This is a genomic window from Enterobacter sp. 01-M-02-SI-ECC (assembly GCF_047530595.1).
Lineage (GTDB): Bacteria > Pseudomonadota > Gammaproteobacteria > Enterobacterales > Enterobacteriaceae > Enterobacter > Enterobacter cloacae_M.
This window is the reverse complement of record NZ_JBLKCZ010000005.1, coordinates 1-24,073: the sequence shown is the minus strand read 5'-3', so window position 1 is coordinate 24,073 and position 24,073 is coordinate 1. Positions and strand designations below refer to the sequence as shown.

At 59.7% G+C, this 24,073-nt stretch carries 23 protein-coding genes; 21 read left to right on the top strand and 2 right to left on the bottom strand.

Annotated elements, in window-relative coordinates:
• Nucleotides 1-2: 2 nt before the first annotated feature.
• From ACMWLG_RS09045 to ACMWLG_RS09015, 7 genes are all read left to right on the top strand, one after another.
• A complete protein-coding gene (locus ACMWLG_RS09045) occupies nucleotides 3-497 on the top strand; it encodes a spore coat U domain-containing protein (RefSeq protein WP_045400883.1) in 495 nt (164 codons plus the stop codon).
• 2 nt (nucleotides 498-499) lie between these two features.
• The gene (locus tag ACMWLG_RS09040; protein WP_045400881.1) at nucleotides 500-1,276 is read left to right on the top strand and encodes a molecular chaperone; all 777 of its coding nucleotides are present in this window, start codon (nucleotides 500-502) and stop codon (nucleotides 1,274-1,276) included.
• Complete coding sequence (locus ACMWLG_RS09035; protein WP_045400878.1) at nucleotides 1,257-3,485, top strand: fimbria/pilus outer membrane usher protein; 2,229 nt, start codon at nucleotides 1,257-1,259, stop codon at nucleotides 3,483-3,485. The genes ACMWLG_RS09040 and ACMWLG_RS09035 overlap by 20 nt, the downstream gene beginning before the upstream one ends.
• Nucleotides 3,486-3,499: 14 nt before the next feature.
• A complete protein-coding gene (locus ACMWLG_RS09030) occupies nucleotides 3,500-4,438 on the top strand; it encodes a spore coat U domain-containing protein (protein ID WP_414762979.1) in 939 nt (312 codons plus the stop codon).
• A 126-nt stretch (nucleotides 4,439-4,564) separates the two neighbouring features.
• Entirely contained in the window at nucleotides 4,565-5,305 is a 741-nt protein-coding gene (locus tag ACMWLG_RS09025; protein ID WP_023310288.1) for a winged helix-turn-helix domain-containing protein, read from the top strand.
• Between the two features lies 1 nt (nucleotide 5,306).
• Nucleotides 5,307-5,780, top strand: coding sequence for a hypothetical protein (locus tag ACMWLG_RS09020; RefSeq protein WP_023310287.1), 474 nt, complete (start codon nucleotides 5,307-5,309; stop codon nucleotides 5,778-5,780).
• A gap of 29 nt (nucleotides 5,781-5,809) precedes the next feature.
• On the top strand, nucleotides 5,810-6,316 hold the full coding sequence (locus ACMWLG_RS09015; protein ID WP_045400872.1) for a GNAT family N-acetyltransferase: 507 nt from the start codon (nucleotides 5,810-5,812) through the stop codon (nucleotides 6,314-6,316).
• 92 nt (nucleotides 6,317-6,408) lie between these two features.
• Here the strand turns inward: ACMWLG_RS09015 and tsr are convergent, their stop codons facing one another.
• Together tsr and hpaR are read right to left on the bottom strand one after the other, a co-directional pair.
• The gene (tsr, locus tag ACMWLG_RS09010; protein ID WP_045401130.1) at nucleotides 6,409-8,073 is read right to left on the bottom strand and encodes a methyl-accepting chemotaxis protein; all 1,665 of its coding nucleotides are present in this window, start codon (nucleotides 8,071-8,073) and stop codon (nucleotides 6,409-6,411) included.
• A gap of 83 nt (nucleotides 8,074-8,156) precedes the next feature.
• On the bottom strand, nucleotides 8,157-8,597 hold the full coding sequence (gene hpaR / locus ACMWLG_RS09005) for a homoprotocatechuate degradation operon regulator HpaR (RefSeq protein ID WP_023310284.1): 441 nt from the start codon (nucleotides 8,595-8,597) through the stop codon (nucleotides 8,157-8,159).
• Nucleotides 8,598-8,867: 270 nt separating this feature from the next.
• Between hpaR and hpaG the strand changes: the two genes are divergently transcribed.
• From hpaG to yjiA, 14 genes are all read left to right on the top strand, one after another.
• Nucleotides 8,868-10,145, top strand: a complete 1,278-nt coding sequence (gene hpaG, locus ACMWLG_RS09000; RefSeq protein ID WP_045400871.1) for a 4-hydroxyphenylacetate degradation bifunctional isomerase/decarboxylase — start codon at nucleotides 8,868-8,870, stop codon at nucleotides 10,143-10,145.
• Nucleotides 10,142-11,608, top strand: a complete 1,467-nt coding sequence (hpaE, locus tag ACMWLG_RS08995) for a 5-carboxymethyl-2-hydroxymuconate semialdehyde dehydrogenase (RefSeq protein WP_045400869.1) — start codon at nucleotides 10,142-10,144, stop codon at nucleotides 11,606-11,608. Before hpaG ends, hpaE begins: the two co-directional genes overlap by 4 nt.
• Nucleotides 11,609-11,610: 2 nt before the next feature.
• Complete coding sequence (gene hpaD / locus ACMWLG_RS08990; protein ID WP_045620716.1) at nucleotides 11,611-12,462, top strand: 3,4-dihydroxyphenylacetate 2,3-dioxygenase; 852 nt, start codon at nucleotides 11,611-11,613, stop codon at nucleotides 12,460-12,462.
• A 9-nt stretch (nucleotides 12,463-12,471) separates the two neighbouring features.
• Nucleotides 12,472-12,852: a 5-carboxymethyl-2-hydroxymuconate Delta-isomerase gene (locus ACMWLG_RS08985; protein ID WP_045400867.1), complete on the top strand. Its 381-nt coding sequence runs from the start codon at nucleotides 12,472-12,474 to the stop codon at nucleotides 12,850-12,852.
• Between the two features lie 132 nt (nucleotides 12,853-12,984).
• A complete protein-coding gene (gene hpaH / locus ACMWLG_RS08980; protein ID WP_045400864.1) occupies nucleotides 12,985-13,788 on the top strand; it encodes a 2-oxo-hept-4-ene-1,7-dioate hydratase in 804 nt (267 codons plus the stop codon).
• A gap of 9 nt (nucleotides 13,789-13,797) precedes the next feature.
• Complete coding sequence (hpaI, locus tag ACMWLG_RS08975; RefSeq protein WP_045400863.1) at nucleotides 13,798-14,595, top strand: 4-hydroxy-2-oxoheptanedioate aldolase; 798 nt, start codon at nucleotides 13,798-13,800, stop codon at nucleotides 14,593-14,595.
• Nucleotides 14,596-14,616: 21 nt separating this feature from the next.
• On the top strand, nucleotides 14,617-15,969 hold the full coding sequence (gene hpaX, locus ACMWLG_RS08970; protein WP_045400861.1) for a 4-hydroxyphenylacetate permease: 1,353 nt from the start codon (nucleotides 14,617-14,619) through the stop codon (nucleotides 15,967-15,969).
• 9 nt (nucleotides 15,970-15,978) lie between these two features.
• On the top strand, nucleotides 15,979-16,911 hold the full coding sequence (hpaA, locus tag ACMWLG_RS08965) for a 4-hydroxyphenylacetate catabolism regulatory protein HpaA (RefSeq protein WP_045400859.1): 933 nt from the start codon (nucleotides 15,979-15,981) through the stop codon (nucleotides 16,909-16,911).
• A 177-nt stretch (nucleotides 16,912-17,088) separates the two neighbouring features.
• On the top strand, nucleotides 17,089-18,651 hold the full coding sequence (gene hpaB / locus ACMWLG_RS08960) for a 4-hydroxyphenylacetate 3-monooxygenase, oxygenase component (RefSeq protein ID WP_045400857.1): 1,563 nt from the start codon (nucleotides 17,089-17,091) through the stop codon (nucleotides 18,649-18,651).
• Nucleotides 18,652-18,668: 17 nt separating this feature from the next.
• Complete coding sequence (locus tag ACMWLG_RS08955) at nucleotides 18,669-19,181, top strand: 4-hydroxyphenylacetate 3-monooxygenase reductase subunit (RefSeq protein WP_023310274.1); 513 nt, start codon at nucleotides 18,669-18,671, stop codon at nucleotides 19,179-19,181.
• A 179-nt stretch (nucleotides 19,182-19,360) separates the two neighbouring features.
• Nucleotides 19,361-20,278 carry a helix-turn-helix transcriptional regulator gene (locus ACMWLG_RS08950; RefSeq protein ID WP_023310273.1) on the top strand — a complete coding sequence of 306 codons (918 nt, stop codon included), beginning with the start codon at nucleotides 19,361-19,363 and terminating at the stop codon, nucleotides 20,276-20,278.
• Nucleotides 20,279-20,469: 191 nt separating this feature from the next.
• A complete protein-coding gene (locus ACMWLG_RS08945) occupies nucleotides 20,470-22,623 on the top strand; it encodes a carbon starvation CstA family protein (RefSeq protein ID WP_023334384.1) in 2,154 nt (717 codons plus the stop codon).
• A 100-nt stretch (nucleotides 22,624-22,723) separates the two neighbouring features.
• Nucleotides 22,724-22,927: a YbdD/YjiX family protein gene (locus ACMWLG_RS08940; protein ID WP_003856610.1), complete on the top strand. Its 204-nt coding sequence runs from the start codon at nucleotides 22,724-22,726 to the stop codon at nucleotides 22,925-22,927.
• Between the two features lie 10 nt (nucleotides 22,928-22,937).
• Nucleotides 22,938-23,891: a GTPase gene (yjiA, locus tag ACMWLG_RS08935; protein ID WP_045400855.1), complete on the top strand. Its 954-nt coding sequence runs from the start codon at nucleotides 22,938-22,940 to the stop codon at nucleotides 23,889-23,891.
• The last annotated feature ends 182 nt before the right edge of the window (nucleotides 23,892-24,073 follow it).

Genomic DNA, 24,073 nt, shown 5'->3' with positions numbered 1-24,073 from the left:
TCATGAAAATTATTCCCACCCTTGTATGTTGTTCCGCTCTCCTGCTTCCTGCTGCTGCGATCGCCGCAGACAGTACCGCAAGCGCGACGATGCACGTATCACTTGAGGTCGTGAAGTCGTGCACCCTTAAAGCCAACGACCTCAACTTCTCGCGTCACGGCTCCGATGAGTCGAGCGAAATCCAGGCCAAAACGCAGGTCGATATTGTCTGTACCAACGGCACGCCTTTCACCCTTACAGCCACCAGCAACGACGGCGAAAACGGTACCTTCTGGCTGAAGCCGGAAAACGGCGAAACGGGCGCGCAGAAGATTGCGTGGAAACTCTTTGCCGACGAAGGCAAACAGACGCAAATCACCGGCACGAATGGCCTGGACGATACCGGCAACGGTGCGGAACAGGAGGAAACGCTGTATGGCGTCATTGACGCCGGGGCGCTGACAACCGCCCAGGCAGGTACCTACAGCGACGATATCACGTTAAAACTGGAGTACTGATCGTGCGTCGCTACCTTCCCTGCTTCATTCTGTGGCTCATGATGCTGGCGCTGCTGTCGCGCTACGCGCTGGCCGCCACGCTTCAGGTGGCCCCGGTAACGCTCGACCTGCAGAGCAATCAGCGGGCAGCGGCGGTCTATCTCACTAACAGTGGGAAAGCGGCCATCCATGCGCAGATTCGGGTGTACGAATGGACGCAAAAAAACGGTAAAGATGTTCTGGTGGCCACCGAGGAGGTGGTCAGCAGCCCGGCGATGACATCACTGGCGCCGGGCCAGCAGCAGCTGGTGCGCATTATCGTCATGCAGCCTGGCGTCCGTGCACAGGAGCAAAGTTACCGGCTGGTCATTGACGAGCTGCCGGACGCCACGTCCCGTGCCGCCAATCCCAACGCGGTGCACTTCCTGCTGCGCTACTCGATTCCGGTGTTTATTGCCGGGAACCAGGACGCGCCAGCCAGCCACGATGCACTGAGCTGTGAGCAGGCAGAAATGCCGGCCACCCTCCGCTGCTTTAACGCCGGAAACCGCCACATCCGCCTGAGCCACCTTGAGGCCCTGACGGCCGATGGGCAGGTTGTAGGGTCGATTAAAGGCCTGGCGGGCTATGTGCTCCCGGGACAAACCGCCCTTTTACCGCTTAAGCAGGCTTCACGACACGCGCTCAGCACGCTACGCGTCTATCTCAATGATGACCACCATGCCAGCCAGATACCCTTGCGCCCGCTCGCTTCTCGCGCTCCTGTTTTGGGTACCGCTCATGCTGTCAGCCCGGACTGAACCCGCCGACACCGTGCAATGGCTGGCCATTACCGTGAACCACGCTCCGCGAGGAGAGCTCTGGGCCTGCCGGGTGGTGGATAATGCGCTATGGATAAGCCGCAGCGACATGAAAAAGCTGGGGCTTCACGCCCCGGACGATGGCGCCGGGTGGGTTGAACTGACGTCCCTGCCGGGCCTGAAGGTCAATGTCGACGTGCTGTCCCAGCAGGTGTCGATTACCGCAGAGGCAGAGGCGTTCGAGGGCCAGCAGCATCTGACCGTCACAAAGCCCACGCCGCTGTTTCGCTATCCTGATGCGCAGCCCGTCAACGCTTACACGCTCGGATACGCGCTCTACGCCAGCGACGCGCAGGGGAAACGCCAGCTTAATGCCCAGACCATACTGACCGCGTCCGGAGGGCTACCCGGAACGTTCAGCAGCAGTTTTTCAAGCCATGCCGGGGAGGAAAACAGCGCCGGTCGACCGACCCACACGCGTCTCGAAACCCGCTGGCAGTGGGATAACACCGACTCGCTGACCACGCTGGCGCTGGGCGACAGCATCACCACCGGCACCCGCTGGAGCCGGCAGGTACGCTTTGGCGGTCTGCACTGGGCACGTAATTTTGAGCTCAATCCCCAGCTCAATACCGAACCGCGCAGCCGCTACAGCGACACGGCCGTGCTGCCTTCCACGGTCGATCTGTATATCGACGGCCTTAAGCAGAGCAGCCAGCGCGTCACGCCGGGAGACTTTCTGCTGGATACCCTGCCCTCCTTCACCGGAAGCGGGCAGGCGGAGGTGGTCATTACCGATATCAACGGCCAGCGTCGCGCCGTACAGCTCGATCTCTACGGCGCGCCGGGCATGCTGGCGGAAGGGCTCAGCAGCGGCTCGCTGGACATCGGCTGGATGCGGGAAAACTACGCCCTGCATTCCGACGACTATGCCGCCTCGCCTCTGCTGGACGCGGGCTGGCGCTATGGGGTTAATAATGACCTGACGCTGGCGCTGCATACGGAGCAGCAGCGCAGGCTGCGCAACGTGGGTATGGGCACTGACTGGCTGGTCTCTCCCGCCGTAGGGGTGGTCAGCCAGCACGTTGCCGTGAGCGACAGCCCTTACGGCCAGGGCGTTCAGTGGGGCCTCGGCTGGCAGTGGAGCGGCAGAGGAACGGGCATTTCAGCCAGCACCGTCCGTACCGGGGCGGATTTCACCGACAACGCCCGCATGAGCGGTGCTGCGCCCGTCAGACGCAGCGACAGCGTTTGGGTAAGCCACTCCGTCCCCCACTTCGGCACCGTGGGCGCGGGCTGGGTACAGCAAAACATTCAGGGCAGCACACAGCGCTACCTCAACGCCTCCTGGTCGCTGTCGCTGCCGGCACACATCTCCACCACGCTGAGCTATACCCGCTCGTTTACGGATTCATCGAGTCACGTTCAGCTGCTGTTTTCCGTCCCATTGGGTCGCGAGGACACGCTCTCCGTCCAGGCCAGCCGGGATAAACCGCGCATGGATTACCGCCACCAGCCGGACGATGAGGCCGGCGGCTGGTCATGGGAGCTGGGCCAGGGCTTTGGCGAACGACGTGAAAGATATGCGGACGTAGGCTATCTGGGCCGGGCGGGCGAATGGCACGTTGGGCTGCAGCAAAGTGCTCACCAGGGCAACCAGTACGCCTCAGCCGAAGGTAGCCTGACGCTGCTGGACGGCAGCCTGCACGCGCTGCGCTACATCCAGCAGGGCATGGCGCTGGTGTCCACGCGCGGCATTGGGCACGTACCGGTGATGCTGGAAAACCGCCCGGCCGGTGAAACGGATAAGAACGGTTATCTCCTGCTGACCGACCTGCCGCGTTACCACAACAGCAAAGTCAGCATTAACCCGCTCGATTTGCCTGCCGACGTGATCGCACCCGTCACCGACATGCATGCCAGACCGGGCAACAGCAGCGCGGTAAAAGTCGAGTTTAACGTCCATCACGCCGTCACGGTTCAGGCCCGGCTGGTCGACAGCCGCCGCAGGCCGCTCCCGCTGGGCAGCGTCGTGTCAACGCCGCAGGGTGCCACCATCGTAGGACGCGACGGCTTTATCTGGCTTGAAGATCCGCCTCTGCCGGGTGAACTGGTGGTGAAGACCGGTGAGGGGGAGTGCCGGGTCACGCTTCCGGCGCCGCGTACCGCGTCATCAATACAGAATATCGGAGAACAACTGTGTCATTAAGGGCGCCATTATTATTGCTGCTCGTCCTGTCCGTGAAGGCGATGGCGGCAGCCTGCTGGATCACCTCCACGCCCGCCATTAACTTTGGCAACGTCGTGGCGGGCAATACAACCTCCGTCAACACCGAGGTCAAATTTAGCTGCCAGGCCGACCAGGTCGACAACGAGGGCAGGATGGAATATATCAACGTCTGCCTGAGCAGCGTTGATGCACCGCCCATTGAGATGATCTCGCAGGGGGATCAGGAGGGGAAACAGTACACCCTCCTCTTCCGCCTGCTTAACGGCGCAGCGCGCTCTCAGGAGCTGGCGCCTGCCAGCAGCGGGAACCTGATCCAGCAGACCCTTGCCGCGAAAAGCAATGCCAACGTCAGCGGTATCTTTCCGCTTATCGCTACCATTCCGGCAGGGCAAAGCCAGCTCCCGGCATACCACTATTACAACTACAACATGAATCTGCGCATCGCCTGGCACAGCGCGGTGCGTCAGGATGCGCTGCAAAACTGCTCGGACGGTTCTGCTGAGGGAGAGCAGGTGCAGGGCGGCACCAGCGCGCAGGCCGAAATCAGCCAGGGATGCTACATCGAGCGCGTGACGCCGCTTAACTTCGGCACCCTGACCAGCACCGCTACCCTGCGCCCGACGCGATCCACCGCCACCGTCACCACGCGCTGTCCGGCCGGAATCGCGTTCACCCTTGCCATGGGCAACGGCAACCATGCCAGCGGTAGTCAGCGGCAGCTCTGTAACAGCGAGGGCCAGTGCCTGCGCTACGGGCTCTGGCAGGATGAGGCGGCCACGCAACGCTGGGGGGATCAAAGCAGCGGTGATGCGCTGCAGGTCACCAATCCCGCTGGCGGCACCCAGAACTACACCGTTTACGGCGAAGTCCCGGCACAGCCAACCGGTACCGGGGAATTTATTGATGACGTGATTATCACGCTGACTTATTAAACCACCCAAAATCCTGTCTGGATCAATGTTATCGGTAACAGTGGCGTTAAAATAGCCAGCAGTGCTGCCCGGAAGGCGTAAGCCTTCTCTTTTTATTCGTTATCTCTGTTTTTAATACAAGAACTTATGAAATACCTGCTTGCTGACGCCATCGTCTATAACGACGAGGACGGTTCTGTTTCTCTTATCAATGCGCCGGATGAAGATGCGCAGCTCCTCACCTGTACGGCGAATACCATCCTGAGGCTGCTGGTTCAGCATCATGGGAACGTGGTCGAACGGGAAACCTTTCTTCAGGAAGTCTGGGATCGGCGAGGGCTCCAGGGGTCTAACAACTCCTTAAACCAGTACATCAGCATTCTGCGCAAAATGCTGGCGACTCTGCTTCCCGACGAGCTCTTTATCGTTACCGTACCGAAAACAGGCTTTATGCTCAGCGCAGACGTCACGGTCACCCCGCTTGAGGAGGCCCCGCCGACCGCGGAAACGGCGAAACCGGCAAGGCGCGTTCGCCCGGAATGGCTGTTCTGCGGCGCGCTCACGCTGGTCGTCGTTGCGCTATGCCTCTGGATCGCGCTCATCAAGCCAGAAAACTCGCAGCGGGAGATCCATCTGCTCACGCATATAGGCACCTGTCCGGTCTACACCTTTACGCCGCTGGCGGACGTTTTTCACGGGAAGGCGATTACGCTCGCGCAAACGCTTCAAAAGGACGGCCATCTTCCGTGCCTGAAAAATTCGATTTTCTACATGCACATTCAGAGAACGCTTTTCTACGGCCACGAAGGGCGGCTGGTGCTCTCCCAGTGTTCCCTCACGCGGGGTAAAGCCAGCGCCTGTCGTACGCTTTACTATTACGAGTGGTGATATGAGACACAAAAAAGTTTGGCTAATCCTGATCCTGAACCTGCTGCTGCTGGGCTCCGCGCTGGCCTGGTACTTCCACACGCCCCCGCTCTCGGTAGCCTGCGATGGAAACCTGACCTTCTCCGACAGGCGCGACAGCCACGATTTCACCTTTGACGGTGAGATCATTATGCGTTTTCATCCCGACAAAACGGGATACATCACGCTAAACGGCAGCGTGGTGAATGCCCCGCGCAGCTGGGAGGTTTCCCGCCAGGAGATGTTTAAATGGCGTCACGTGGAGGGCGAACTGTATGAGATCGCTATTCAAAAAGTGGAGCGTTTTAGCCACGATGCCATGCCGCCAGGAGTCTTTGAAAAGTACGTCGCGGGCCTGACGCTGGGCAATAAAAGGCTCCTGACGATAGAGCGCACGCCGGAAGACGCGCTGGTGATCAGCAATTTTTACTCGCCGGTGCTGATCTGCTCGGAATAATGTCGACGGGTCAGGCTATACTTGCCGCCATGCACATTCATATTCGCCCCACTACCCCTAACGACATTATCGCCCTGCCCGCCATTGAACGCGCGGCGGGCGAGCGCTTTCGTGAAAGCCCGGATCTCGCCTGGCTTGCCGACGGCGAGGTCATTTCCGCTGAGCAGCACCTTGAGTATGCCGAACGTGGGCTAAGCTGGCTGGCGCTGGCGAACGACCAGCCCGTCGGGTTTATCCTTGCCGAGGCCCATCCTTCATCACTGTTTATTGTCGAACTCTCGGTTGATCTGGACTGGCAGGGAAAAGGGATCGGCAGGCAGCTCATCGCCTGCGTGGCAGACCATGCCCGTAAAAGAGGGCTGACAGCGCTGACGTTGACGACGTTCAGGGACGTACCGTGGAATGCGCCGTTCTATGCGCGGCTGGGGTTTGAAAAAATGACGACGCTGACGCCTGAACTGCGTCAGAAAAGGGAAGAAGAGACAGCGCACGGTTTCGCCTTTGAAACGCGCTGCGCCATGCGCCTGCCTCTGTAATATCGCCCGGTGGCGCTGCGCTTACCGGGCCTACAAAACCCTGAACCGTAGGCCGGGTAAGGCGCAGCCGCCACCCGGCACAACGCACCGGGTTAGAACGTTTCCCAGTTATCGCCTGAATCGGCCGTCGCGGTTTTACGCGCCATCACCGGCGTGGAAACCGCTTTAGCCGCAGCGAACTCGCGCGCTTTCATCTGCTCATGTTGAATGCGGAACACCGCCACGGCCTGAGTCAGACGGCTCGCCTGCTCTTCAAGCGCGGCCGCCGCTGCGGCAGATTCCTCAACCAGCGAGGCGTTCTGCTGGGTCACGCGATCCATCTCAGCTACCGCCAGACCCACCTGGTCGATACCGCGGCTCTGCTCGTCAGACGCAGAGGCGATTTCACCCATGATGTCCGTTACGCGGGTCACCGCGTTCACGATCTCACCCATGGTTTCACCGGCGCTTTCTACCAGCGTTGAGCCCACTTCCACGCGGCCCACGGAGTCTTCAATCAGGCTCTTGATCTCGCGAGCCGCCTGGGCGCTGCGCTGGGCCAGGTTACGCACTTCACCTGCCACCACCGCAAAACCACGACCCTGCTCGCCCGCACGCGCCGCTTCTACCGCCGCGTTCAGTGCCAGAATGTTGGTCTGGAAGGCAATGCCGTCGATCACGCTGATAATGTCGGCAATTTTCTGCGAACTGCCCGCGATATCACGCATGGTCTGCACCACGTTATCCACCACTTTGCCGCCTTTCTGCGCGGTTTCAGAGGCGCTCAGCGCAAGATGGCTCGCCTGACGGGCGTTTTCGGCGTTCTGCTTAACGGTCGCCGTCAGCTGCTCCATGCTGGCCGCGGTCTCTTCCAGGGAAGCGGCCTGCTGTTCAGTACGGGAAGAGAGGTCGTTATTGCCCATCGCAATTTCGCTCGCGCCGCTGTAGATCGCGTTCGCGCCGTTACGCACGTCGCCGACGGTACGCACCAGCTCACCCTGCATATGGCGCAGCGAATCGGCCAGTTCACCCATCTCGTTGGTGCCCTGAACCTCAATGCGCTTCACCAGGTCGCCGCTGGCGATATGGCGAATGTTGTCGATCAGACGATTCAGCGGAGAGATCAGCGTCTGCTTGATGTTGAGCCAGACGGCCACGATCACCACCAGCACGGCAATCAGGACGCCGATCAGCACCCAGATAGCCTGGCTGAAGGAGCTGTTGCTGTCTTCGACCGCCATCTGGTACAGCTTGTCGTTCTGCTGCAGGTAGCTCACGTACTGCTTCTCAAAACCGTCCTGATAACTCTGGGTCGGCTGGTCGAAGAAGGCGTTGATTTTGCCGGCACCCAGCAGCTGAATCAGCTCCGCCAGCGCGCCGTGGTAAATATCATAGTTGCGCTTGATCTCCATGGCATCCGCATCGCTTTGACGCGGATCGCGCGGCAGGGCTTCGTAGGCAGCCCAGTTTTTTTCCGCCTGTTTCAGAGACGCAGACGCGATTTGCATCAAATCGTTAACGGTCGCGCCGCTGCCGATATTGCTCTGATCCATCATGTAGCGGATACCCGCACGGTTCAGGGTATTACGGGTTTGCAGCAACGCTACCCAGCTGGCGTTCAGCGTGGATTGTTGCTGGCGAATGGTTTGCAGGACGGTGAAATTCTCTTTGTCATTCTTAAGGGCATTAAAGAAAAGACCACCGGACGTGAGTTGTAAAAGGCCAAATATCGCTAAAACCAGCATTAAGCTGGTGACAATCTTGATACGGTTTAACATGTTTTCTCTTTCCTCAGACAGATACAGAATTTTCGGCCTGGAAAGGGAAAACTTTACGAAAATCATCCTGGAATTTGTGGTTTTTACTCTTCTTCCCGCGCTGCGTTATGCTGGTTTCCGAGTTCAATAAACTCTTCCAGCAGCGCCGTCAGCTGTTTCATCTTCTCCGGCGTATATTCCGCCTCAATCTGCTGATACGCCTCTTCCACCTGCGCCTGGGCGTGCTCATACAGCGCATTGCCCTCTTTGGTCAGCGAGACGTACAGCTTGCGCTGGTCGTTCACCGGCTTTAAGCGCAGCACCAGGCCGTCGCGCTCCATCCGAGTCAGAATGCCGGTCAGGCTCGGACGCAGGATGCAGGTGCGAAACGCCAGATCGTGAAAATCCATCGACGGATGTTCAGCCAGCACGCGCACGATGCGCCACTGCTGCTCGGTCAGGTTATGGCGCTTCACGATCGGGCGGAAGTAGGACATCGCCGCTTCCCGCGCCTGCAGCAGCGCGATGGTTAATGAATCATGCATAGCCTTTCCCCTTAACATCATTAACAAGTAAACAATCACTAAAAGATGTTTTTATAAACAACACGTTTTCCGTCAAAAAGTCTAACAGAAACCCAATAATTTTATTAACTCTATGATTTTACTATAAACAAATCACAGAATGTAAATTTATTGTTACTCCCATCACAAATCTTTCACTTCTGATTGCGAAATAAACAGCAAAAGCATAAAACCAGATCATTAACATATTAATGAAATCCAAACCGGACCTCCGGCCTGAGGAGTATGTGAATGAAAGGTACCGTTTTTGCCGTCGCCCTCAACCATCAAAGCCAGCGTGAAGCCTGGCGTGAGGCCTTTGAAAAAGCGCCCTACAACACACCGCCGAAAACGGCGGTGTGGTTTATCAAGCCGCATAACACGGTGATTCGTGCGGGCGAGCCGATCCCCTTCCCTCACGGGGAAACGGTGCTGAGCGGTGCGACGGTGGCGCTGGTCGTGGGCAAAACCGCCAGCAAGGTGCGCCCGGAGGACGCCGCGGAGTACATCGCGGGATATGCGCTCGCCAACGAGGTGAGCCTGCCGGAAGAGAGCTTCTACCGCCCGGCCATCAAGGCCAAATGCCGGGACGGATTTTGCCCGCTCGGCGAACTTGTCGCCGTTGGTAACGTGGATAACCTGACCATCATCACCGAGATCAACGGCCGCGAAGCGGACCACTGGAGCACGGCCGATCTTCAGCGTAACGCCGCCGAACTGCTGAGCGCCCTGAGCGAGTTCGCCACCCTCAATCCCGGCGATGCGATCCTGCTCGGCACCCCGCAAAGCCGCGTGGAGATCCGCCCGGGCGATCGCGTGCGTGTTCTGGCAGAAGGCTTTCCGCCGCTGGAAAACCCGGTGGTGGATGAACGCGACGTCGCTATCACGCACAGCACGCCGCCGCACGCCACGCTGTTTGCCCTCGGTCTGAACTATGCCGATCACGCCAGCGAGCTGGACTTTAAGCCGCCGACCGAGCCGCTGGTATTTATCAAAGCGCCAAACACCTTCAACGGCGACGGCCAGACGTCGGTGCGCCCGAACAATATCGAATACATGCATTACGAAGCGGAGCTGGTGGTGGTCATCGGTAAAACCGCGCGTAAGGTCAGCGAAGCCGAGGCGATGGACTATGTTGCGGGCTATACGGTCTGCAACGACTACGCCATCCGCGACTACCTGGAAAACTACTACCGCCCGAACCTGCGGGTAAAAAGCCGCGACGGGCTGACGCCCATTTCCCCCCACATCGTGCAGAAAGCGGCAATTCCCGATCCGCACAACCTCGCCCTGCGCACCTTCGTTAACGGCGAGCTGCGCCAGGAAGGCACCACCGCCGATCTCATTTTCAGCATCCCGTACCTTATCGCGTACCTGAGCGATTTTATGACCCTGCAGCCTGGCGACATGATCGCCACCGGCACGCCGAAGGGGCTGTCCGACGTGGTGCCGGGCGATGAGGTGGTGGTGGAAGTGGAGGGTGTGGGACGCCTGGTGAACCGAATTGTCAGCGAGGAGACTGCAAAATGAAAAAGATTAACCACTGGATCAACGGTAAAAACGTCGCCGGAAGCGAGTACTTCCACACCACCAACCCGGCTTCCGGCGAGGTGCTGGCAGAAGTCGCCTCCGGCGGTGAAGCTGAAATTCACCAGGCCGTCGCCGCTGCCAAAGAGGCGTTCCCGAAATGGGCCAACCTGCCGATGAAGGAGCGCGCGCGCCTGATGCGTCGTCTGGGCGACCTGATCGACCAGAACGTGCCCGAAATCGCCGCCATGGAAACCGCCGATACCGGCCTGCCGATCCACCAGACCAAAAACGTGCTGATTCCGCGCGCCTCGCACAACTTCGAGTTCTTCGCCGAGGTGTGCCAGCAGATGAACGGCAAAACCTACCCGGTCGACGACAAGATGCTCAACTACACCCTGGTGCAGCCGGTGGGCGTCTGCGCGCTGGTGTCGCCGTGGAACGTGCCGTTTATGACCGCCACCTGGAAGGTTGCGCCGTGCCTGGCTCTCGGAAACACCGCGGTGCTGAAGATGTCTGAACTCTCCCCGCTGACCGCCGACCGTCTGGGCGAGCTGGCGCTGGAGGCGGGCATTCCGGCGGGCGTGCTCAACGTGGTGCAGGGCTACGGCGCGACGGCGGGCGACGCGCTGGTGCGCCATCACGACGTGCGCGCCGTCTCCTTCACCGGCGGCACCGCCACCGGGCGCAACATCATGAAAAACGCCGGGCTGAAGAAGTACTCCATGGAGCTGGGCGGCAAATCCCCGGTGCTAATTTTTGAAGACGCTGACATCGAGCGCGCGCTGGACGCCGCCCTGTTCACTATCTTCTCGATCAACGGCGAGCGCTGCACCGCGGGCTCGCGCATCTTCATCCAGCAGAGTATCTATCCGGAATTCGTGAAGCGATTTGCCGAGCGCGCCAACCGCCTGCGCGTAGGCGATCCGACCGATCCGAATACCCAGATTGGCGCGCTCATCAGCCAGCAGCACTGGGAGAAGGTTTCCGGCTACATCCGCCTCGGCATTGAAGAAGGGGCAACCCTGCTGGCAGGCGGCCCGGACAAACCGACCGACCTGCCTGCGCACCTGAAGGGCGGCAACTTCCTGCGACCAACCGTGCTGGCGGACGTCGACAACCGCATGCGCGTGGCGCAGGAAGAAATCTTCGGGCCGGTGGCCTGCCTGCTGCCGTTTAAGGACGAAGCGGAAGGGCTGCGCCTGGCCAACGACGTGGAGTACGGCCTGGCGTCATACATCTGGACCCAGGACGTCAGCAAGGTACTGCGCCTGGCACGGAATATCGAAGCGGGGATGGTGTTCGTCAACACCCAGAACGTGCGCGACCTGCGTCAGCCGTTTGGCGGCGTGAAGGCCTCCGGCACCGGCCGCGAGGGCGGGGAGTACAGCTTTGAAGTGTTCGCGGAGATGAAGAACGTCTGCATCTCCATGGGCGACCATCCGATTCCAAAGTGGGGGATCTGACCATGGGTAAATTAGCGCTAGCGGCAAAAATCACCCACGTGCCGTCGATGTACCTCTCCGAGCTGCCGGGGAAAAACCACGGCTGCCGCCAGTCGGCCATCGACGGGCATAAAGAAATCAGCAAGCGCTGCCGCGAGCTGGGCGTGAACACCATCATCGTGTTCGACACCCACTGGCTGGTGAACAGCGCCTACCACATCAACTGTGCGGACCATTTTGCGGGCGTCTACACCAGCAACGAGCTGCCGCACTTTATCCGCGACATGACCTACGACTACGACGGCAACCCGGAACTCGGCCAGCTGATCGCCGACGAGGCGGTGAAGCTCGGCGTGCGCGCCAAAGCGCACAACATCCCGAGCCTAAAGCTGGAGTACGGCACGCTGGTGCCGATGCGCTACATGAACGCGGATAAACACTTCAAAGTAGTCTCCATCTCGGCGTTCTGCACGGTTCACGACTTCGCCGACAGCCGCAGGCTGGGCGAGGCCATCGTCAGCGCCATTGAGAAATACGACGGCACCGTGGCGGTGCTCGCCAGCGGCTCGCTATCGCACCGCTTTATCGACGACCAGCGCGCGGAGGAAGGGATGAACAGCTACACCCGCGAGTTCGACCGTCAGATGGACGAGCGCGTGGTGAAGCTGTGGCGCGAGGGGCAATTCAAAGAATTCTGCAGCATGCTGCCGGAGTACGCCGACTACTGCTACGGCGAGGGCAACATGCACGACACGGTGATGCTGCTGGGGATGCTCGGCTGGGACCAGTACGACGGTAAGGTGGAGTTCCTCACCGAGCTGTTCGCCAGCTCCGGCACCGGCCAGGTTAACGCCGTTTTCCCGCTGCCCGCGTAAGGAGTCACCATGCCGCACTTTATTGCTGAATGTACCGACAACATCCGCGAGCAGGCGGACCTGCCGGGGCTGTTCGCCAAAGTCAACGAGGCGCTGGCCGCCACGGGCATCTTCCCCATCGGCGGCATCCGCAGCCGCGCCCACTGGCTGGACACCTGGCAGATGGCCGACGGCAGGCACGACTACGCCTTTGTGCATATGACGCTGAAGATTGGCGCCGGGCGCAGCCTGGAGAGCCGGGAAGCCGTGGGGGAGATGCTTTTTGCGCTGATCAAGGCACATTTCGCGGAGCTGATGGCCGACCGCTATCTGGCGCTGTCGTTCGAGCTCGACGAGCTGCACCCGACGCTCAATTACAAACAAAACAACGTGCACGCGTTGTTTAAGTAATACCGGCACGGCCAGCCCCCTGTCCCTTTGGGAAAGGGTTAGGGTGAGGGGAAATCTCTGCGGCCTGATGCCCTCACCCCGGCTCTCTCCCACGGGGAGAGGGAGAAAACAAACGTAAAACAGGATATCGCCATGCTCGACAAACACACCCATACCCTGATCGCCCACCGCCTGCATCAGGCGGAACAAACCCGGGAGCAGATCCGCGCGATCTCGCTGGACTACCCTGAGATCACCATTGATGACGCCTACGCCGTTCAGCGCGAATGGGTCAGCCTGAAAATCGCCGAAGGCCGCGTGCTGAAGGGCCATAAGATCGGCCTGACCTCCAAAGCGATGCAGGCCAGCTCGCAGATTAGCGAGCCGGACTATGGCGCGCTGCTGGACGACATGTTTTTCCACGACGGCAGCGACATCCCGGTCGATCGCTTTATCGTTCCGCGCATCGAAGTGGAGCTGGCCTTCGTGCTGGCGAAACCGCTGCGCGGCCCGAACTGCACGATCTTCGACGTCTACAACGCTACGGACTACGTCATCCCCGCGCTGGAGCTGATCGACGCCCGCTGTCACAACGTTGATCCGGAAACCCAGCGCCCGCGCAAGGTGTTCGACACCATCTCCGATAACGCCGCCAACGCGGGGGTGATCCTCGGCGGCCGCCCGATTAAGCCCGACGAACTGGATCTGCGCTGGATCTCCGCCCTGCTCTACCGCAACGGCATGATCGAAGAGACAGGCGTCGCCGCAGGCGTGCTTAACCACCCGGCGAACGGCGTGGCGTGGCTGGCGAACAAGCTGGCACCGTACGACGTGCAGCTTGAGCCCGGCCAGATTATTCTCGGCGGCTCGTTTACCCGTCCGGTGCCCGCCAGCAGAGGCGACACCTTCCACGTCGACTACGGCAACATGGGCTCCATCAGCTGCCGCTTTGTTTAGGAGAGGACCATGCAAAACGCATTCAAAGCGGCGCTGAAGGCGGGCCGCCCGCAAATCGGTTTATGGCTGGGGCTCACCAGCAGCTACAGCGCTGAGCTGCTGGCCGGGGCAGGCTTCGACTGGCTGCTGATCGACGGCGAGCACGCGCCGAATAATGTGCAAACTGTCTTAGCCCAGTTACAGGCCATCGCGCCCTATCCCAGCCAGCCGGTGGTGCGCCCGTCGTGGAACGACCCGGTGCAGATCAAACAGCTGCTGGACGTGGGGGCGCAAACCCTGCTGGTGCCGATGGTGCAAAACGCCGACGAAGCGCGGCTGGCGGTACGTGCCACCCGCTACCCGCCCGCGGGCATTCGCGGCGTCGGAAGCGCCCTGGCGCGCGCCTCGCGCTGGAACCGCGTCCCGGATTACCTGCAGCAGGCCAACGACGCCATGTGCGTGCTGGTACAGATTGAAACTCGCGAGGCGCTGAAAAACCTGCCGCAGATCCTGGACGTGGAAGGCGTCGACGGCGTGTTTATCGGCCCGGCGGATCTGAGCGCCGACATGGGCTTTGCCGGCAATCCGCAGCACCCGGAGGTGCAGGCCGCCATCGAGCAGGCTATCGCGCAGATCCTCAGCGCGGGCAAAGCGCCCGGCATCCTGATGGCGAACGAGCCGCTGGCGAAACGCTACCTCGAGCTTGGCGCGCTGTTTGTCGCCGTCGGCGTCGACACCACCCTGCTCGCCCGCAGCGCCGAAGCGCTGGCGGCACGTTTTATCGAACAACCGGTTACGTCAGTTAATAACAATAAATCCGTCTACTAAACGTAAGATCTGGAGCGCACCATGACGACCTCTCCCCTGCAAACTCATGATAATAAAGCTGTTGAACATCGCGCCATTAACAAGCTGTTCCGACGCCTGATCGTCTTTCTCTTTATCCTGTTTGTCTTTTCGTTTCTCGATCGCATCAACATCGGCTTTGCCGGGCTGACGATGGGCAAAGATCTGGGCCTTACGTCGACCATGTTTGGCCTGGCCGCAACGCTGTTTTACGTCACCTACGTGCTGTGCGGGATCCCGAGCAACATCATGCTGGCGAAGATCGGCGCGCGGCGCTGGATCGCCGGGATCATGGTGGTGTGGGGCATCGCCTCCACCTGCACCATGTTCGCCACCAGCCCTGAAACGCTCTACGTCCTGCGCATGCTGGTGGGCATTGCCGAAGCGGGCTTCCTGCCGGGGATTTTGGTCTACCTCACCTGGTGGTTCCCGGCCTATCACCGCGCCCGCGCCAACGCGCTGTTTATGATCGCCATGCCGGTGACCATGATGCTCGGCTCGATCCTCTCCGGCTATATTCTGGCGATGGACGGGCTGTGGAACCTGAAGGGCTGGCAGTGGCTGTTCCTGCTGGAGGGGCTGCCGTCGGTGGTGCTCGGCGTGGTGACCTGGTTTTACCTCAACGACACGCCTGATCAGGCCACCTGGCTGGACGACGACGAAAAGCAGGCGCTGAAAACGATGATCGCCCGCGAGCAGGAGGTCGCCGTTGCCCAATCCGTCACGCCGCGCTCGACGCTGCGCGAAGTGCTGACCCCGGCGGTGCTGCTCTACACGCTGGCCTACTTCTGCCTGACCAACACGCTCAGCGCCATCAACATCTGGACGCCGCAGATCCTGCAAAGCTTCAACACGGGAAGCAGCAATATCGTCATCGGCCTGCTGGCGGCGATCCCGCAGTTTTGCACCATTCTCGGGATGATCTGGTGGAGCCGACGCTCCGACAGGCTGAAAGAGCGAAAAAAGCACACCATCCTGCCGTACCTGTTCGCCGCGGCGGGATGGATGCTGGCCTCGGCCACCGATCACAGCCTGATCCAGCTGCTTGGCATCATTATGGCCTCAACCGGATCCTTTACCGCCATGGCCATATTCTGGACCACGCCGGATCGGGTGATTAGCCTGAAGTCCCGCGCGGTGGCGCTGGCGGTGATCAACGCCATCGGCAACGTCGGATCCGCCGTTAGCCCGCTGCTGATCGGCATTCTGCGCGACGCGACCGGCAGCTTCAGCTCCGGGCTGTGGTTCGTGGCCGGGCTGCTGGTGGTCGGCGCGCTGGTGTTGACGCGCATCCCGATGACGCAGCGCGAAAGCCTTGAGCGCGAGCCGGGCATCGCGGCGCAGAAGATCCACTAGGGAGCCGCCATGTGCCAGAACCCCATTACCAACATCGACATCAGCAAGGAATACGACGAAAGTCTGGGCACCGACGACGTGCACTACCAGTCGTTCGCCCGCATGGCGGCCTTTTTTGGCCGCGACATGCAGGCGCATCGTCACGACCAGTATTTTCAGATGCACTTTCTCGATACCGGACAGATTGAACTCCAGCTCGACGATCACCGCTACTCGGTGCAGGCGCCGCTGTTCGTCCTCACGCCGCCGTCGGTGCCGCACGCGTTTATCACCGAATCCGACAGCGACGGGCACGTGCTGACGGTGCGCGAGGATCTGATCTGGCCGCTGCTGGAGGTGCTCTACCCCGGCACGCGGGAAGCATTTGGCCTGCCGGGGATCTGCCTCTCGCTGGCGGATAAGCCGGACGAGCTGGCGGCGCTGAAGCACTACTGGCAGCTGATTGCCCGGGAATCCACGGAACAGCTGCCGGGGCGCGAACACACGCTGGTCCTGCTGGCGCAGGCGGTCTTTACCCTGCTGCTGCGCAACGCGAAGCTTGACGACCACGCTTCAGGCGGCATGCGCGGCGAACTGAAGCTGTTCCAGCGCTTTACCCAGCTGATCGACATCCACTACCACCAGCACTGGACGGTGCCGGAATACGCCAGCGAGCTGCACCTGACCGAATCCCGCCTGACCGATATCTGCCGCCGCTTTGCCAACCGCCCGCCGAAGCGGCTGATCTTCGACCGCCAGCTGCGGGAGGCCAGACGCCTGCTGCTCTTCTCCGACAGCGCGGTCAGCGACATTGCCTGGCAGCTGGGGTTTAAGGACCCGGCCTATTTTGCCCGGTTTTTTAACCGCTTAGTGGGGTGCTCGCCGAGCGCGTATCGGGCGCAGAAAGTACCGGTATCGCCTGTTCCCCTCACCCCGGCCCTCTCCCAAAGGGAGAGGGATTAACCGTCCCCTCTCCCTTTGGGAGAGGGTTAGGGTGAGGAAAATCACACTCTGCGATCTCTCGCGAAAAGTACCCGCCGTTGTCCCAATCGTCCCTTCACGTTCCGCCCCTCTCAGGCTTCAATTAAACAACAAAAACAAAACATAAATTTAACAACCCTATTCCGATACGAGGTCCCTATGAAGCCTGAAGATTTCCGCGCTGATGCCAAACGTCCGTTAACCGGCGAAGAGTATTTAAAAAGCCTGCAGGACGACCGTGAGATTTACATCTACGGCGAGCGCGTCAAAGACGTCACCACCCATCCGGCGTTTCGCAACGCGGCGGCCTCCATCGCGCAGATGTACGACGCGCTTCACAAGCCGGACATGCAGGATACCCTCTGCTGGGGCACCGACACCGGCAGCGGCGGCTACACCCACAAGTTCTTCCGCGTGGCGAAAAGCGCCGACGACCTGCGCCAGCAGCGCGACGCCATCGCCGAGTGGTCGCGCCTGAGCTACGGCTGGATGGGCCGCACGCCGGACTACAAAGCCGCGTTCGGCTGCGCGCTCGGCGCCAACCCGGCCTTCTACGGCCAGTTCGAACAGAACGCCCGCAGCTGGTACACGCGCATTCAGGAAACCGGCCTGTACTTCAACCACGCCATCGTTAACCCGCCGATCGACCGCCACAAGCCGGCGGACGAGGTGAAAGACGTCTACATCAAGCTGGAGAAAGAGACCGACGCCGGGATCATCGTCAGCGGTGCGAAGGTGGTGGCAACCAACTCGGCGCTGACCCACTACAACATGATCGGCTTCGGATCCGCGCAGGTGATGGGCGAAAACCCGGACTTCGCGCTGATGTTCGTCGCGCCGATGGACGCCGAGGGGGTGAAGCTGATCTCCCGCGCCTCTTACGAGATGGTGGCAGGCGCAACCGGATCCCCGTACGACTACCCGCTCTCCAGCCGCTTTGATGAAAACGATGCGATCCTGGTGATGGATCACGTGCTGATCCCGTGGGAAAACGTGCTGATCTACCGCGATTTCGACCGCTGCCGTCGCTGGACGATGGAGGGCGGCTTTGCGCGAATGTACCCGCTGCAGGCCTGCGTGCGCCTTGCGGTGAAGCTCGACTTCATCACCGCCCTGCTGAAGAAATCCCTGGAGTGCACCGGTACCCTGGAGTTCCGCGGCGTGCAGGCGGATCTCGGCGAAGTGGTGGCCTGGCGCAACATGTTCTGGGCGCTGAGCGACTCGATGTGCTCCGAAGCTACCCCGTGGGTGAACGGCGCGTATCTGCCGGATCACGCCGCGCTGCAAACCTACCGCGTGATGGCGCCGATGGCCTACGCCAAGATCAAGAACATCATCGAGCGTAACGTGACGTCCGGTCTGATCTACCTGCCGTCCAGCGCCCGGGATCTGAACAACCCGCAGATCGACCAGTATCTGGCGAAATACGTGCGCGGCTCCAACGGGATGGATCACGTCGAACGCATCAAGATTTTGAAGCTGATGTGGGACGCCATCGGCAGCGAGTTTGGCGGTCGTCACGAGCTGTACGAAATCAACTACTCCGGGAGCCAGGATGAGATCCGCCTGCAGTGTCTGCGCCAAGCGCAGAGCTCCGGCAACATGGACAAGATGATGGCGATGGTCGACCGCTGCATGTCCGAGTACGACCAGCACGGCTGGACGGTGCCGCACCTGCACAACAACAGCGATATCAACATGCTCGACAAGCTGCTGAAATAGCGCAGCGGGAGGTTGCAATGCATTCAGATGAACAACGCCTGCGTTTTCGCGACGCAATGAGCAGCCTGTCGGCTGCGGTTAATGTGGTCACCACCGAGGGCGAGGCCGGCCGCTGCGGCATTACCGCCACCGCCGTCTGTTCGGTCACGGACACCCCGCCGTCGGTTATGGTGTGCATCAACGCCAACAGCGCCATGAATCCGGTATTTCAGGGCAACGGCAGGCTGTGCGTTAACGTACTGAACCACGAGCAGGAGATCATGGCTCGCCATTTCGCCGGGATGACCGGTATGACGATGGAGGAGCGCTTTGCCCTCTCCTGCTGGCAGAAAGGGCCGCTGGCGCAGCCGGTGCTCAAGGGCGCGCTCGCCAGCCTTGAAGGCGAGATTAGCCAGGTGCAAACCATCGGCACGCATCTTGTCTACCTTGTTGAAGTTAAGAACATCATTCTGAGTGACGCGGGACACGGTCTGATCTACTTCAAGCGCCGCTTCCACCCGGTCATGCTGGAGGCGGAAGCCGCCGTGTGATCCCCCCTCGCGCTGGCCTTTTTCTTCGGCCAGCGCCGCTTTCTACAAAAACTCCTAAGGTTTCCGCTAAATCACGCCGTTATATAACCATAAGAGAAATTTTCTGTGACTGAATACTGACACCCTTTGTCAGTGCATCCGCATCATTCAGCGCATACCTAAATATACAGGATGACCTTATGGCTAAAACGACGCGGAGCCGCTCGGCTGAACGTCTGGTCGATATTCTGGTTGAGCTACATTTAAACGGTGTGGTAAACCGCAGTGCGCTAATGGAAAAATTTAAAATTACCGAGCGTACCGTCTACCGGGATTTAAATGCCCTATCTCCTATTGTTGAACATACCGGTAACGGGCTATATCGACTGATCCATTCTGCGCAATCGCCCGGCGGACAAGGCTTACATCACACCCTTGCTAACTTCCTGAATGCTGACAGCTTTTTCCCTGAAAGAAATACGGAATTCTGGCAGAAGCTCGAAACGCGCGTTGACGAAAACCATATTCTTATTCTTGGCAATGAGGCAGAACACACGGTAGAACGTGATATTCGCCGTCATTTAACGAAAATCGAGAAATCGATTAAAAACCATAATGTTTGTCAGATCGTTTATAAGGGGAAAACCCGTCTGATTAATCCCTATAAACTCATTAACAAAAAAAATATATGGTATTTACAAGCCACCGAAAATAGCCGCCTGAAATCCTTCTCATTGAGCCAGATTAGCTGGTTTGATATTCAGAAAACGACCTTCACGCCCGAAGAAAATGTCCTTGAGCTGCTGGAGAAAAGCCTCGACCCTTGGGTCTCTGAAAATACTTTCGCAGTGAAAATATTTATCAAAGATAATATTTCACATTACTTCCTGCGCCGCGATCTTCTGCCGGAACAGGAGCTGGTGGAGGAGCAACAGGGCGGCGTCACGCTGCGCTGCCAGGCGGCGCACGAGAACCAGATCCTGCCGCTGCTGTTCTACTGGCTGCCCCACATTCAGATTCTGGAACCGAACTGGCTGAAGGAAAAACTGATTAGAACCCTGGAGAACTATCTGGCCGTGGAGCGTAATCCGAATAATCAAGTGATCTCAATCACATAATTTCGCCCCCTGGCGGCGAGCCGGAACCGCTCGTCACCCCCTTTGACCGCTCACCCGGCACTTTCAACCACTCATTCATTTACCGTCCTTTACACGCGCGAGGATCTGGCACGATCGCTCCAGCATTAATCAATACCTCCTCACAACGAACCCTGACCCTTTTTTCTTTACATAAAAAACCAGGTCTTACTATGGATACTAAAAAACTACTGAAGCACGTGCCCTGGGCCTTACTCGGGATCCTCGGCGCTTTCTGTCTGGCGGTTGTCGCATTACGCCGGGGCGAACACGTAAGCGCCCTGTGGATCGTGGTCGCGTCGGTTTCCGTCTATCTTGTTGCTTATCGCTACTACAGCTTGTACATCGCGCAGAAGGTCATGAAGCTCGACCCGACGCGCGCCACCCCGGCGGTCATTAACAATGACGGCCTGAACTACGTGCCAACCAACCGCTACGTGCTGTTTGGTCACCACTTTGCCGCTATCGCCGGCGCAGGCCCGCTGGTGGGCCCGGTGCTGGCCGCGCAGATGGGCTACCTTCCGGGAACCCTGTGGCTGCTCGCCGGCGTGGTGCTGGCGGGTGCGGTGCAGGACTTTATGGTGCTGTTTATCTCTTCTCGCCGTAACGGGGCCTCTCTGGGTGAGATGGTCAAAGAAGAGATGGGCCGCGTGCCGGGGACTATCGCCCTGTTCGGCTGCTTCCTGATTATGATCATCATCCTCGCGGTGCTGGCCCTGATCGTGGTGAAAGCGCTGGCCGAAAGCCCGTGGGGTGTCTTCACCGTATGCTCAACCGTGCCGATTGCGCTGTTCATGGGTATCTACATGCGCTTCCTGCGTCCGGGACGCGTGGGCGAAGTGTCGGTGATTGGTATCGTGCTGCTGGTGGCCTCCATCTACTTCGGCGGCGTGATTGCGCACGACCCGTACTGGGGCCCGGCGCTGACCTTCAAGGACACCACCATTACCTTCGCGCTGATTGGCTATGCGTTTATCTCAGCGCTGCTGCCGGTCTGGCTGATTCTGGCCCCGCGTGACTACCTCGCGACCTTCCTCAAAATCGGCGTTATCGTCGGTCTGGCGATCGGCATCCTGGTGATTAACCCGGATCTGAAAATGCCGGCAGTGACCCAGTACATCGACGGTACCGGCCCGCTGTGGAAAGGCGCCCTGTTCCCGTTCCTGTTCATCACCATCGCCTGCGGTGCGGTCTCCGGCTTCCACGCCCTGATTGCCTCCGGTACCACGCCTAAGCTGCTGGCGAACGAGAAAGACGCGCGTCTGATCGGATACGGCGCGATGCTGATGGAGTCCTTCGTGGCGATCATGGCGCTGGTTGCAGCCTCCATTATCGAACCGGGTCTCTACTTCGCGATGAACACCCCACCGGCGGGCCTCGGCATCACCATGCCAAACCTGCACGAAATGGGCGGTGACAACGCGGCGCTGATTATGGCGCAGCTGAAGGACGCCAGCGCACACGCGGCGGCGACCGTTAGCTCCTGGGGCTTCGTGATTTCGCCGGAGCAGATTATGCAGACGGCGAAGGACATCGGCGAACCGTCCGTGCTGAACCGCGCCGGTGGTGCACCGACGCTGGCGGTGGGTATCGCACACGTGTTCCACAAGGTGCTGCCGTGGGCGGACATGGGCTTCTGGTACCACTTCGGTATTTTGTTCGAAGCGCTGTTCATCCTGACCGCGCTGGACGCCGGTACCCGTGCGGGCCGCTTCATGCTGCAGGACCTGCTCGGTAACTTCGTGCCGTTCCTGAAGAAAACCGACTCTCTGGTAGCGGGCATTCTGGGTACTGCGGGCTGCGTCGGACTGTGGGGCTACCTGCTGTATCAGGGCGTTGTCGACCCGCTCGGCGGCGTGAAGAGCCTGTGGCCGCTGTTCGGTATCTCTAACCAGATGCTCGCAGCCGTTGCTCTGGTGCTGGGTACCGTGGTCCTCGTGAAGATGAAGCGCACCAAATACATCTGGGTAACCGTTGTTCCTGCGCTGTGGCTGCTGCTCTGCACCACCTGGGCGCTTGGCCTGAAGCTGTTCAGCGCCAACCCGCAGCTGGAAGGCTTCTTCTTCATGGCTAACCAGTACAAAGAGAAGATTGCCGCAGGCGGCGCGGACCTTACCGCGCAGCAGATTGCCAACATGAACCATATCGTGGTGAACAACTACACCAACGCGGGTCTGAGCATTCTGTTCCTGGTGGTGGTGTACAGCATCATCTTCTACGGCATCAAAACCTGGCTGAACGTTCGCAACGCCGACGGCCGTACGGATAAAGAAACCCCGTACGTGCCGGTGCCGGAAGGCGGCGTGAAGACCTCTTCACACCATTAATCCGCAATCCCAGCCCTCTCCCTTTGGGAGAGGGCTGGGATGAGGGAAACATAAGCCCAGCGGACTCACATCGCCGGGCTTTTTCTGTCTGGAACCCACAATGTTTGGTAACTTAGGCGAAGCAAAAAAATACCTCGGTCAGGCGGCGAAAATGCTGATTGGCATTCCGGACTATGACAACTACGTTGAGCACATGAAGACCAACCATCCGGATAAGCCGTACATGACCTACACCGAATTCTTCCGCGAGCGTCAGGAAGCGCGCTACGGCGGAAGTGGAGAAGGCGGCGTCCGCTGCTGCTAAAGGAGAGACCATGACCCCGATTGCCGTTACCCTGCTGACCGGTTTTCTCGGCGCCGGTAAAACCACCCTGCTGCGCCACATCCTGAACGAACAGCACGGCTTCAAAATCGCCGTCATCGAAAACGAATTCGGTGAGGTCTCCGTTGACGATCAATTGATCGGCGATCGCGCCACCCAGATCAAAACTCTGACCAACGGCTGCATCTGCTGCACCCGCTCTAACGAATTAGAAGACGCCCTGCTGGACCTGCTCGACAGCCGCGATCGCGGCGAGATCGACTTTGACCGCCTGGTGATCGAATGCACCGGCATGGCCGACCCCGGCCCGATTATTCAGACCTTTTTCTCTCACGAGATCCTCTGCCAGCGCTACCTGCTGGACGGCGTGATTGCCCTGGTGGATGCGGTTCACGCCGACGAGCAGATGAACCAGTTCACCATCGCCCAGTCTCAGGTGGGCTACGCCGACCGCATCCTGCTGACCAAAACCGACGTGGCGGGCGAAAGCGAAAAACTGCGCGAGCGCCTGACGCGCATTAACTCCCGCGCGCCGGTTTACACGGTGACGCATGGCGACATCGATCTGTCTCAGCTGTTCAACACCAATGGCTTTATGCTGGAAGAGAACGTCACCGCGAAACCGCGCTTCCACTTTATGGGAGACAAGCAAAACGACGTGGCGTCGATTGTGGTGGAGCTGGACTACCCGGTGGACATCGGCGAGGTTTCGCGGGTGATGGAAAACCTGCTGCTGTCGTTTGCCGACAAGCTGCTGCGCTACAAAGGGATGCTATGGATTGACGGCGAGCCAAACCGCCTGCTGTTCCAGGGCGTGCAGCGCCTGTACAGCGCCGACTGGGACAGACCCTGGGGCGAGGAAGCACCGCACAGCGTGATGGTGTTTATAGGCATACAGCTGCCGGAAGAAGAAATTCGGGCGGCGTTTGCGGGGCTGAAGAAATAACCGCTATGCATCTCCTCTCCTCTGTGGGGCTGAGGGATCCCCGGTAATTTTTTAACCTGAAGCGATGAATGTTGCTTCAGAAAAATTAATGGCTTACAGCGATGCCCTGGTCCGGCTGTAAATCGCCGAGGCGTTTCCGTAAGGCCGAGGCGAGGCGCAGGGATGCGCCGAGAGGGCGGGCT

Bases quoted from the DNA above. Each gene is read 5' to 3' on its own strand.
- ACMWLG_RS08950 (WP_023310273.1), top strand. From the start codon at position 19,361: ATGGCTAAAACGACGCGGAGCCGCTCGGCTGAACGTCTGGTCGATATT.
- hpaB (WP_045400857.1), top strand. From the start codon at position 17,089: ATGAAGCCTGAAGATTTCCGCGCTGATGCCAAACGTCCGTTAACCGGC.
- hpaA (WP_045400859.1), top strand. From the start codon at position 15,979: ATGTGCCAGAACCCCATTACCAACATCGACATCAGCAAGGAATACGAC.
- ACMWLG_RS08940 (WP_003856610.1), top strand. From the start codon at position 22,724: ATGTTTGGTAACTTAGGCGAAGCAAAAAAATACCTCGGTCAGGCGGCG.
- hpaE (WP_045400869.1), top strand. From the start codon at position 10,142: ATGAAAAAGATTAACCACTGGATCAACGGTAAAAACGTCGCCGGAAGC.
- hpaD (WP_045620716.1), top strand. From the start codon at position 11,611: ATGGGTAAATTAGCGCTAGCGGCAAAAATCACCCACGTGCCGTCGATG.
- ACMWLG_RS09045 (WP_045400883.1), top strand. From the start codon at position 3: ATGAAAATTATTCCCACCCTTGTATGTTGTTCCGCTCTCCTGCTTCCT.
- ACMWLG_RS09020 (WP_023310287.1), top strand. From the start codon at position 5,307: ATGAGACACAAAAAAGTTTGGCTAATCCTGATCCTGAACCTGCTGCTG.
- ACMWLG_RS09035 (WP_045400878.1), top strand. From the start codon at position 1,257: ATGCTGTCAGCCCGGACTGAACCCGCCGACACCGTGCAATGGCTGGCC.
- ACMWLG_RS09015 (WP_045400872.1), top strand. From the start codon at position 5,810: ATGCACATTCATATTCGCCCCACTACCCCTAACGACATTATCGCCCTG.
- ACMWLG_RS08985 (WP_045400867.1), top strand. From the start codon at position 12,472: ATGCCGCACTTTATTGCTGAATGTACCGACAACATCCGCGAGCAGGCG.
- ACMWLG_RS08955 (WP_023310274.1), top strand. From the start codon at position 18,669: ATGCATTCAGATGAACAACGCCTGCGTTTTCGCGACGCAATGAGCAGC.
- hpaI (WP_045400863.1), top strand. From the start codon at position 13,798: ATGCAAAACGCATTCAAAGCGGCGCTGAAGGCGGGCCGCCCGCAAATC.
- hpaR (WP_023310284.1), bottom strand. From the start codon at position 8,597: ATGCATGATTCATTAACCATCGCGCTGCTGCAGGCGCGGGAAGCGGCG.
- hpaX (WP_045400861.1), top strand. From the start codon at position 14,617: ATGACGACCTCTCCCCTGCAAACTCATGATAATAAAGCTGTTGAACAT.
- yjiA (WP_045400855.1), top strand. From the start codon at position 22,938: ATGACCCCGATTGCCGTTACCCTGCTGACCGGTTTTCTCGGCGCCGGT.
- ACMWLG_RS08945 (WP_023334384.1), top strand. From the start codon at position 20,470: ATGGATACTAAAAAACTACTGAAGCACGTGCCCTGGGCCTTACTCGGG.
- hpaG (WP_045400871.1), top strand. From the start codon at position 8,868: ATGAAAGGTACCGTTTTTGCCGTCGCCCTCAACCATCAAAGCCAGCGT.
- hpaH (WP_045400864.1), top strand. From the start codon at position 12,985: ATGCTCGACAAACACACCCATACCCTGATCGCCCACCGCCTGCATCAG.
- ACMWLG_RS09025 (WP_023310288.1), top strand. From the start codon at position 4,565: ATGAAATACCTGCTTGCTGACGCCATCGTCTATAACGACGAGGACGGT.
- tsr (WP_045401130.1), bottom strand. From the start codon at position 8,073: ATGTTAAACCGTATCAAGATTGTCACCAGCTTAATGCTGGTTTTAGCG.